This is a genomic window from Cerasicoccus maritimus, from assembly GCA_031296935.1.
Lineage (GTDB): Bacteria > Verrucomicrobiota > Verrucomicrobiia > Opitutales > Cerasicoccaceae > Cerasicoccus > Cerasicoccus maritimus.
On the sequence record JAVDPD010000057.1, the window covers coordinates 1 to 9,975 of the forward strand.

10 protein-coding genes are annotated in these 9,975 nt (G+C 55.0%); 1 reads left to right on the top strand and 9 read right to left on the bottom strand.

Going from position 1 to position 9,975, the window contains the following annotated elements:
* Positions 1 to 270: 270 nt before the first annotated feature.
* The 9 genes from RBB62_RS20015 to folD form a co-directional block, all read right to left on the bottom strand.
* Entirely contained in the window at positions 271 to 1,068 is a 798-nt protein-coding gene (locus RBB62_RS20015; RefSeq protein WP_309401056.1) for a phosphatidate cytidylyltransferase, read from the bottom strand.
* Positions 1,065 to 1,823, bottom strand: coding sequence for an undecaprenyl pyrophosphate synthase (uppS, locus tag RBB62_RS20020; RefSeq protein WP_309401057.1), 759 nt, complete (start codon positions 1,821 to 1,823; stop codon positions 1,065 to 1,067). The genes RBB62_RS20015 and uppS overlap by 4 nt, the downstream gene beginning before the upstream one ends.
* Positions 1,824 to 2,073: 250 nt before the next feature.
* Positions 2,074 to 2,892, bottom strand: a complete 819-nt coding sequence (locus tag RBB62_RS20025; protein WP_309401059.1) for an aminotransferase class IV — start codon at positions 2,890 to 2,892, stop codon at positions 2,074 to 2,076.
* A 40-nt stretch (positions 2,893 to 2,932) separates the two neighbouring features.
* Positions 2,933 to 4,276 carry an aminodeoxychorismate synthase component I gene (gene pabB, locus RBB62_RS20030; RefSeq protein WP_309401061.1) on the bottom strand — a complete coding sequence of 448 codons (1,344 nt, stop codon included), beginning with the start codon at positions 4,274 to 4,276 and terminating at the stop codon, positions 2,933 to 2,935.
* 21 nt (positions 4,277 to 4,297) lie between these two features.
* Positions 4,298 to 4,780, bottom strand: a complete 483-nt coding sequence (gene folK / locus RBB62_RS20035) for a 2-amino-4-hydroxy-6-hydroxymethyldihydropteridine diphosphokinase (RefSeq protein ID WP_309401062.1) — start codon at positions 4,778 to 4,780, stop codon at positions 4,298 to 4,300.
* A gap of 4 nt (positions 4,781 to 4,784) precedes the next feature.
* Positions 4,785 to 5,588 (bottom strand): pyrroline-5-carboxylate reductase, encoded by an 804-nt coding sequence (proC, locus tag RBB62_RS20040; protein ID WP_309401063.1) that lies wholly within the window; start codon positions 5,586 to 5,588, stop codon positions 4,785 to 4,787.
* Positions 5,581 to 6,807, bottom strand: a complete 1,227-nt coding sequence (locus RBB62_RS20045) for a response regulator (RefSeq protein ID WP_309401064.1) — start codon at positions 6,805 to 6,807, stop codon at positions 5,581 to 5,583. The genes proC and RBB62_RS20045 overlap by 8 nt, the downstream gene beginning before the upstream one ends.
* A 96-nt stretch (positions 6,808 to 6,903) precedes the next feature.
* On the bottom strand, positions 6,904 to 7,533 hold the full coding sequence (locus RBB62_RS20050; protein WP_309401066.1) for an RDD family protein: 630 nt from the start codon (positions 7,531 to 7,533) through the stop codon (positions 6,904 to 6,906).
* Between the two features lie 3 nt (positions 7,534 to 7,536).
* A complete protein-coding gene (gene folD, locus RBB62_RS20055; RefSeq protein ID WP_309401068.1) occupies positions 7,537 to 8,418 on the bottom strand; it encodes a bifunctional methylenetetrahydrofolate dehydrogenase/methenyltetrahydrofolate cyclohydrolase FolD in 882 nt (293 codons plus the stop codon).
* Between the two features lie 359 nt (positions 8,419 to 8,777).
* On the opposite strand from folD, the gene RBB62_RS20060 reads away from it, so the two are divergent.
* Entirely contained in the window at positions 8,778 to 9,638 is an 861-nt protein-coding gene (locus RBB62_RS20060) for a hypothetical protein (RefSeq protein WP_309401069.1), read from the top strand.
* The last annotated feature ends 337 nt before the right edge of the window (positions 9,639 to 9,975 follow it).

Below are 9,975 nucleotides of genomic sequence, written 5' to 3' on the forward strand. Positions count from 1 at the left end.
TTGCCCGCTCGCGTGCGTTTTACCTTGAAAGCGCTCAAGTCAACGCGATCAACCGCCTCCAAGATGAAATGCACCGGCTCGTCCTCAGCAACCCAATCACGCATATCAACCGGCAACAAAAGAGGCGTTTCCCGATTTACTATCACAAAATCCATCCGAGCAACAAATCAACTTCAGCAAAGCTAGGCCATCAAATCCGACAGGCTGCTAGGCAAATCACTAGAGGCAGCGTAGCAACGTGTTTTAAGATAAGGCTAAATGGCGCTTCGCTCAATACACATATTTAAACAGCAGAAACGCTAGTGGGCCGCAGAGGACGAGGCTGTCGATCAGGTCGAAGGCACCGCCGATGCCGGGGATCACCGCGCCGGAGTCCTTGACGCCAGCCCAGCGCTTGAGTTGGGATTCCAGCAGGTCGCTGATGATCGCCACTGCGCCAATGGCTGCGCCGATGAAAATCGTTTTGAAGATCGGCATGTCGAACGGGATCATGCTCTTGAAAGCAATCGACAAGATGATGCCGACCAGCGCTGAGGCCAGCACGCCGCCGATGGCACCCTCAACGGTTTTTCCGGGGCTGATAGACGGGGCAAGCTTGTTTTTGCCGAACTTCTTGCCGACCAGCAGACCGCCGACGTCGGAGAACTTCGCGACCGCGATTACCCACACGGGAAGAATTAGCGAGCCCCATTCCGCGAGCATCAAGCCGTAGAACTGCATCAGGAAGGGCAGGAAGGCCAAGCCGAAGAGGGTGGGCATGAAGGTCTGCCCAATCTTGGGCGCCGACAGGAGCGACAGCGACAAGATCATCAGCGCGATGGCCGGTGCTTCCATGGCTCCGCTGACGGGCAGGAAATACGAGGCGAGGATCACACAGACGCCGAGCACGAGGCCGAGGACCTTGAGCGGGCGCGCCTTGCCGCCGACTTCGAGCAGGTTGTAGAGCTCGTATTGGGCGAGGGCCGTAACCGCGGCAAGCAGGATGAGCCCGCCGAAATTCTTAAAGATGACCAAGGTCAGAATAATTCCGAGCCACAGGCCTACGGTGCTGAGAATGCGGTCCTTCACGAATTAGCGACTGCGTGGTCCGAAGGCTGTTGCACCTGTTCGCCGGTCTTACCGAAACGGCGTTCGCGTTGCTGATAAGACTCGACGGCCTCGATAAAGTGTTCGCGACCGAATTCCGGCCAGAACACAGGGCTAAAGTAGAGTTCCGAGTAGGCGCACTGCATGAGGAGGAAATTGGAAATGCGGCTTTCGCCCGAGGTGCGGATCAGCAGGTCGGGGTCGGGCACGCCAGCGGTGTAAAGATACTTTTCGAAGTGCGGCCAGTCGAGGTTGCCGGGCTCTTCCTTGCCCGCCACGACGGCCTCGGCGTAGGCGCGCACGGCGTCGAGCACTTCGGTGCGGGAGCCGTAGTTGAGCGCCACGTTGAGCTGGCGTTCGGTGAAGTGGGCCGTCTCGTCGAGCGCCTTCTGGAGCGGCTTTTGCACCCGCTCGGGCAGCTCTTCCGGGCGGCCAATGACGTTCAGGCGGACTTCGTTTTTGAGCAGGTCCTTGAGGTTGCGCTTCAGGAAGAGCTCCAGCAGGTCCATCAGCGAGGCAATCTCGTCCGGTGGCCGCTGCCAATTCTCTACGGAGAAGGCAAAGAGGGTCAAATGCTCCAGCTCCAGCTCCCGCGCGACACGGATAATCTGGCGCACGTTGTCCACTCCGCGGCGATGCCCTTCAATTCGTGGGAGTCCACGTTGACGCGCCCAGCGGCCATTGCCATCCATAATGATGGCTACGTGGCGCAGAGTATTAGGAGCTTTCGAGGGCATGGTCGTTTAGATTCACAGCAGCGGGTATGGTTCCGAAAAACCATTCCTTATTGAATGATTCAAACTGCCGAATCACCTCGGCAATTGCAACATGAAATGCGTTTACCAACCGGATGGCTTCTTTGAGTCTATTCTGAGATTGCCATTGAACGCTTGTGTTTTCTCCGAGCTGACCATTCTAAGACTACGGTAGTTTCACCCTCAAAATGTCCCCTCAGGGCCATGAAACAATAGCTCCGTTAAGGTATTTCTACTGAAATATGAATGGAGGGCGGCAATCGGGAAAGGCTTCTTGGAAAGCGTTAATGACCTTGGCAGTTATCTCACCAGGCGCCGCGAGGGGGCGCCCATTGAGCTCGTGCACCGGCTTGATTTCAAATGACGAATTTGTGATGAAGATTTCGCTCGCTTGTTTCAATTGCTCGGCTTGGGGCGCGAGTTCGCGGATCGCCGGGAAGAGCTCCAGCACCTTACCGCGAATCACGCCGGGCAGGGCACCGCTAGACAGCGGAGGCGTAAACAGGCATTGATCTTCATCGACCCAGAAAAAGTTGCTGATGCCGCCTTCGACAACTTCTCCCAGTGCATTGACGAGTAGGCATTCGTCCCACTCTGCGGCGCGGGCTTGCAGGTGCGCCGCGCGAAATAGCGCGTAGTTGTTGTGTTTGACTCCGGACAGCGGACTCGCGCCCGGATGAGGGCAATCACTGAGTGTAACACGGTAGGTTGCTGGCGGGTCGACGCGGCGGGGCTGAGTCACGAAGATGGTGAAGTCCACGCCTTCGTGGCGCTCGTGACAGGAGAAACGAATCGATCCTTCGGTAACTTCGTTTTTGTCAGCCAGCTCGATGATCTGCGCGCGTATTTGCTCTGGATCGAGTTTGAGCGTCAGCCCGATCTCGGCGGCATTCTGCGAAAAACGCTTCCAATGCTCGTCGAAAAACCGCGGCTTGCCGACGTGCAGGCGCAATGTGGAAAAGCAGCCCAGCCCGTAGAGCACGGCGGGCTCGAAGATGCCAATTTTTGCCTGATCGTGCTCAATGAACTCGCCGTTGAAAACAATTTGCATTCTTTAAAGTTAATATTTGATGGATTTTCCGCAAAGTTCTTTATTGGTTTTTTAAAGCAGCAAAGAGCGCTTTGGCTTTATGGAGGGTTTCTTCGTATTCGGCCTCGGGCTTGGAGTCCCAGACAATGCCCGCGCCCACGCCGAAGTCCGCGCGCTGCTCTTGGCAGGTGATCGTGCGGATGGCGATGTTTAGCTCGATGTCGCCATTGAAGCCCAGCCAGCCGAGTGAGCCGCAAAAGATGTCTCGTGGGGAGGGCTCCAGCTTGGCAATGATCTCCATCGCCTTTAGCTTCGGTGCGCCGGTGATCGAGCCGCCAGGGAACGTTGCGCGCAGCAGTTCGGACAAGGTCACATCGGGCCGCAAGGTTGCCTCGACTTCACCGATCAGGTGGTGAACTGTGGCATAGCTTTCCAGGTGGTAGAGCTCGTTGACGCGCACGCTGCCATACTCCGCGATGCGACCCAAGTCGTTGCGCTCCATATCGACGATCATCAGCAGCTCGGCGCGTTCTTTGGAGCTGGCGAGCAGGGCACGGCGACAAGTGTCGTCTTCCGCTTCGGTGGCGCCGCGTGGACGGGTGCCCTTAATTGGGCGGGTAATGATTTTTCCATCATCGACCCGAAGAAACAGTTCCGGCGAGCTGCTTAGAATCTGCCGTGCCCCGAAGTCGAGATAAGCACTGTAGGGCGCAGGATTGAAACGGCGCAGTCGATTGAAGAGTGTGGCTGGATCACCCTGAAAAGTCGTCGAAAAGAATTGTGCGAGGTTGGCTTGGTAGATGTCACCAGCAGCGATGTGATCACGGATCAAATCCACAGCGCGACAATAGTCTTCCTGGCTGCGATTAGCGGTGAAGTCTTGCCCGGCGAAGACTGGGCCGTCCTGGCCCGGGGGGAGCATGAGCATGCGACGCAAGGCGAGCAGCTCAGTTTGGCCCTGCTTGTCGTCAACCGCGCGCAGCGATGCGATTTCGTTTTCATGGTTGTAGACGTAGACCGCTGAGTAGAATTGAAATTGGAAATCGGGCCAATGTTGGGCGCGGCCTTTGGGATCTGTTTGCCCCGCTAGTTTTCGCCCAAATTCGTAACCGAAACTGCCTATTGCGCCACCGGCAAAAGGGGAATCGCTGGCGCGTGCTTTGATTTCAGCTTCGAGCTCGGCGAGGCTATCACCCATCGACCACGTGCTGATACCTTGGGCGTCGATGCGCTCAAGCTGTGGTCCCCAGGCGCGAAATGTCAGGCTAGGGCGAGCGGCGAGTACTGAGTAACGTTGGAGATTTCCTGTGCCAAGTCCACTGTCCAACCAGCAGCAGCCCCGCTCGCGACGAAGGCGGGCGAACGCCTCGTTGGGCGTCAAGCTGTTGGGTTCGAGTGTGGCCATTAGTCAAGCCTGTGCCCGCAGTTATCCGCAGTCAAACTTACGTATGCCTTGATTACCAACTTCAGCAAGCCATTCCGCGACCGCTTTGCCATTTAACAAAAAGTTAGGGGCAAGCTCAGCCCAAGGCGCGAGGACAAATGCGCGGTGGTAAGCCTCGGGATGTGGCAAGGTCAGTGCTTTCGTGGACAGCTTCAGCCTGTCGTAGGCGAGCAGGTCGACATCCAACGTGCGTGGTCCCCAGTGAATGTCGCGCTTACGGCCCGCGTGCTGCTCGATGGACTGTCCAAGCGTCAGCAATGTCACTGGTGATAGCGATGTTTCAACGGCAGCGACAGCGTTGAGGAAATCACCTTGTGGGACTGGGCCAACGGGCGTGGTTTCGTAAAATGTTGAGCAGCGCACGGATTCGACGCCCTTAGTTTCGCGAAAGGCGTCGACAGCAAATTGAAGGGCTGCGGCGCGATCGCCGAGATTGCTGCCCAATCCGATGAAAGCCAATGCCACGCAACTAGCCTTGGGCGAGTTCGATGGAGCGCTGCTTGGCGGCCATGATGGCATGGCGCACGATGTCACGCAGCTTGTCTTCGGTAAACTGTTCCAGCGCCGCTTGAGTGGTGCCATTGGGCGAGGTCACCTGCTTGCGCAACTCTTCCGGGGTCTCTTCAACCGCTTGCATCAGCAGGCCGGAACCGATCACGGTTTGGCGTGCGAGCTTGGCGGCAATTTGTGGCGGAAGTCCCGCAGCGACGCCTGCTTCAGCCATCGCAGCCGTGAATTCGAAAACGTATGCCGGGCCGCTGCCGCTGACGGCTGTAACGGCGTCAATCTGCTCTTCGGGCACGCAGACGACTTCGCCCAGGGCACCAAGTATGAGCTGCACGACTTCGCTGTCGGCTTCGGTCAAAGGTTGGTCGCTGGCGTAGGCGCTGATGCCAGCGCCAATGGCACCCGGGGTGTTGGGCATTGCGCGGACGCGGTTGCGGGCGGTTCCGAAGCGCGCATTGATGCGCTCCAGCGTGGTGCCAGCAAGGATTGAGATAACCAGTTGACCATTGGCAAGCTCCGTAATGGCGGCGTCCAGCTCGTTGAACTGTTGTGGTTTGCAAGCAAGGACAATAATGTCTGATCCACTGAGTAGCTTCTCCACATCTGGCTCAAAAACGATGTCGGTGCTGGCCGCCAAGGTGGGGCCGGAGGGATCGTCACCACAAGTGCAGCCGATTTCGCTGGGAGTGAAATGACCAGTTTTCAGCAGTCCGCGAACCATGGCTGAGGCCATGCGACCAGCTCCGATAAAAGCTACTTTAATCATGCCGGGAAACGCCGCTTGGGATGTTACTCGATGGCTTGGAAATCAAAGAGGAGCCATGCGGCTTGTGTGCTGGGGGGCTGCCGGAAACAGTCGGTTCTACCTTGGGTTGTTTGACAGGGTGTATCATGGTGGCGACAACGCCGGCATCTGCGCGATTGACGACCTCGAGGTCGCCTTGGAGATTGCGCATGGAGTGTCTGGCCATTGTCAGGCCCAGGCCGCGGCCAACGGAGGTTTTCGAGGTGATGAACGGATCGAAGATGTGGTCGTGGATGTCGGACGGAATGCCACTTCCTTGGTCAATGACTTTGACCAGAAGTGACTTGGCGTCATCCGAAAGTCCAATCTTTAGGCCAATGTACTTTTCCTCGTCTTCGGTGCCCTTGTGATAGGCTTCCCAGGAGTTGACAAGAAGCTTTAATAGCACGCTCTCAAAGACGTCGCGGTTGGCTTCCAACTTAAAGTTTTCGGGCAACGAGTATTCAACCGGAATCGAGTTTTCCACTTCGAATTCGTCGTGGAAGCGTTCCAGTGCGCCATCGATGAGGAGCTTGATTTCGAGCGGGAAAATTTGAACGCGTTCGCTGGTGGCAATGGAGCTCAAGTGGCGAATGATATTTACCATTCGCTGAATCGCCTGATCCATCAGAGAGACGCTGCGTTTGACCATATCCGGGCTGTCGTAGCCGTTGCGGAGTAGATCAAGGTAGCCCACGACCACGCCAAGCAGGTTGTTCAAATTGTGCGCGATGCCCTGAGTGATGGCACCCACGGCGGCACTGCGGCGGATTTCGCCCAGTTGCGTCTGCAGCTCGATATTTTCGCGGTAAATTTCCTGAATGCGTAGTTGCGTTTTTACGCGGGCCAGCGTCTCTTCGAGGTCGATCGGCTTGGTGATGTAGTCCACTGCGCCAACGCCGAGGCCCTCGAGTTTGCCCTCCTTGGAGGATTTGGCGGTGATGAAGATGACGGGGATGGTTTCCGTGTCTTCGTTTTCCTTGAGTTTTTCGCAGGTCTCAATGCCGTCCATTTCGGGCATCATAACGTCCAGCAGAATCAAGTCCGGCTTACGCTTGGCGACGATATTGAGGCACTCTTGGCCATTGTAGGCGGTGAGGACCTCGTATCCCTCGCGTTCCAGTTTTCGTTGAAGCAGCTTGATGTTGATGGGCTGGTCGTCAACGACGAGGATGAGCTGTTTGTTGGATTCAGGAGGCACTGCGCAGTTTGTTTAACGGGCTTGTTCGGGGGTGGTATTACTCAAATTTGCAATAGATCGCCAACATATATCGTCGCCAGTGGGCCGCAAGTTAAATTAATCAGCATTCATGCGCGATTTCGGGACCATTAGCACCGCTGGAGCAGCCACCACGAGTGTCGCGGCTGGCATATCGTGGAGGGCTTGCCGTTGGCGGTGAAACATCATGACGAAAAAGTTGACCAACACTAGCGGCGGAAATAGAAAGCATGACGCTTTGATGCTAGCGCGGACCCCGGCCTCTAGCGGCATTGGTGGCCCACCATGTCTAAGACTGATCACACGAAAGCCAAACACGGACTTACCCAACGAACCACCACGCATGAATACCTCGCTGAAAAAGAAATACACCCAGACAATCATGCCACAAAGCGCCTGTCCGAAGGCTCGCCCTTCTTGGACTGCGAGTGGTGGATTGGTGTACTGTGGCAGAAATGTTTGGCCGTTTTCTTGCCACTTTTCGGCAATCACCTGATTTTCCTTCATCCAGCTGACGTAGCTAGGGCCAGCCTCAGGGTACAGCTTGGGCCAGAAGATTTTCGTAACCAAGAACATCGTCAGCAGCAGAATGACGGTCAGGTCGAGCACTGCTGATAGGGCGCGCTTTCCTCGCCCGGCGACGAGAATCACCGGCAACTGAGGTTGCTTGGGCAGCGGTGGAGGCTGCGCGGGGTTGCGGTCCGCCATGATTTAGGCCTGGGCCTCGAGCGAGCGACGGTATGCTGCGACCGTGTTTTTCATCAGCATCGCAACCGTCATCGGGCCGACTCCGCCCGGTACGGGCGTAATCTTGTCGCACTTGGGCGAAACCTTTTCGAAATCCACGTCACCGGCGATGCGGTAGCCTTTCTTCTTGGTGGCGTCGTCCACGCGGTTGATGCCCACGTCGATCACGACGGCGCCTTCCTTGACCATGTCGGCGGTGATGAAGCAGGCCTTGCCCATGGCGGCGATGACGATGTCTGCCTCGGAAACGACTTCCGCGAGGTTCGCCGTGCGCGAGTGGGCGACGGTCACTGTGGCGTTGCCGAACTCAGCCTTCATCATGAGCAGCAGGGCGGCGGGCTTGCCGACGATCAAGCTGCGACCGACGACGACCACGCGCTTGCCGCTGGTGGCGACGCCGCTGCGCTTGAGCAGCTCGATGACGCCAGCCGGTGTGCAGGCCACGAAAGCGGTCGGGTCTTCCTGGACGAGTTTGCCGATGTTGATGACATTAAAGCCGTCGACGTCCTTGTCTGGTGACACGCGGTTGAAAATGACACGCTCCTCGATGTGGGAGGGCAGGGGCGCCTGCACGAGAATGCCGTGTACGGCGGGATCGGCGTTGAGCTGGTCGATCACGGCCAGGAGCTCGTCCTGCGTGATGCTCTCGGGCTGAACATGCAGCGTGCTCTCGATGCCGATTTGCGCCGCGACTTTCTGCTTCTTGTTCACGTAGAACACGGAGGCCGGGTCTTCACCCACACGGACAAAAGCCACGCCGGGCTTCGGGCCATCGAGCTGCGTGAGCTCGGCCTTGAGTTCATCCAGAATTTCTTGAGATATCGCGTTGCCGTCGATCAGTTCCATGACCGCGATTGCAGAAGCGTCGTTTGCTAATGGCAAAGCTAAAATGACACTGGCCACGTCTTCACGGCAAGGTCAGGCCAATACCTCAGCGACTTCTTGGCCTATTGTTTGTAGTGATGAATCATTATGGGCACTTCGATTAACCTGCATGGTATGAGATTACTCAATCATTGAAAGGTAGGCAAGGTGTTTGTGGGGGGGGGAGGTAAATCGAAGTGCCCTTACACTGTGTCCGTTTTGCTGCTGCATCCTCTGGTTGGCCAGTCGAAGCGCCCTTGCAGTCTTGACGCGAAAAGTCATTGCAGACAGCTTATGTATAGGGTGTTGGATAATGTCGTTCAAATTCACGTTGGTAAAAAATGACAATTACTGAAGATTTTGTTTTAATAAACTACCCGAAAACCGGGACGACGTTCACACGCTCGGCAATCGCTCTCGCCTATGGTGTTAAGTGCATACGACTAAATCGCTTAATGCAGAAGTTTTGTATTCGAACGTCACTGCGAGAGCTTCAATTTCCCAAGCTATACGGAAATTATGATTCATCATACCGGGATCAACACGGAGTTTATCGGCAAATTCCGATAGAAGATCGAGGGAAACGAATTGTTAGCATTGTGCGTAACCCTATCCATAAATATATATCTAGCTATGTATATGGTTGGTGGAAAAATCATCCTCCTTATTCTTTGGATCTAGTGGTTCAGGATTTTCCTAAATTTCCAGATATTTCGTTTCCAGAATTTTATGATCTGGTTAACCACCCTAACGCCAATGAGGATAAAATTAGCGTGCCAGAGGCCAGAGCAATTGGAAGCTACACGCGCATGTTTTTGGTCTTTTTCTCGGAAGATCCTGATGCTGCTGCCGCTGGAATCCTTAGTGGGAAAAGCTTGGCGGATGTTATTCCCCGCGTCACATTTTTGCATCAAGAAGCATTGAGGGATAATCTCTGTCTATTTTTAAAAGAAGTGGGAGTAAGTGCTTCTAAGGCTGAAAAAATTTACAGACTGAACAAAAAGAATGTGAGCTCGATCGATAAAAAATCAAAATTATCCACCAAAGAAATTGAAGCGGTTGCTAGACGAATAATTACAGATGAGGAAAAATTTCTTGGAGTATTTCCCGAGTACCTTGAGCAATTAAATAAATCAATAAGAGAAGGTGTCTATAGTGTAGAATCGGTTGGATGTGAGGAGCCTCGCACACTTGGCGTATGATTATTTTTTGTGATCAAGGTGGTCCCCTAAAACTGGCAAGTCTCTGTAGGCCCCTTCGATTAACCTCGACTGCTCCACTGTATCCTAGTCGCCCCTTAAAATCATCCCATCGCATTGATTATCAGTGACATGCCTCTCCAAGTCAGTCACCCTATCGACCAGTAACGAGCCCTGAATGCCTAAAAGCTGGTCAAACGATGAAGCCAAAAAAGCGTGTTAATGAAGGGCCGCAATTTTTTCAGCAGGAACTGGAAGAACTGCGTAAGCGTCCGGGCTGCGTCCACCTTTCCTGATTGGCTTTGATCTGTTATACATCTGGGATGGATGTTGAGATCGT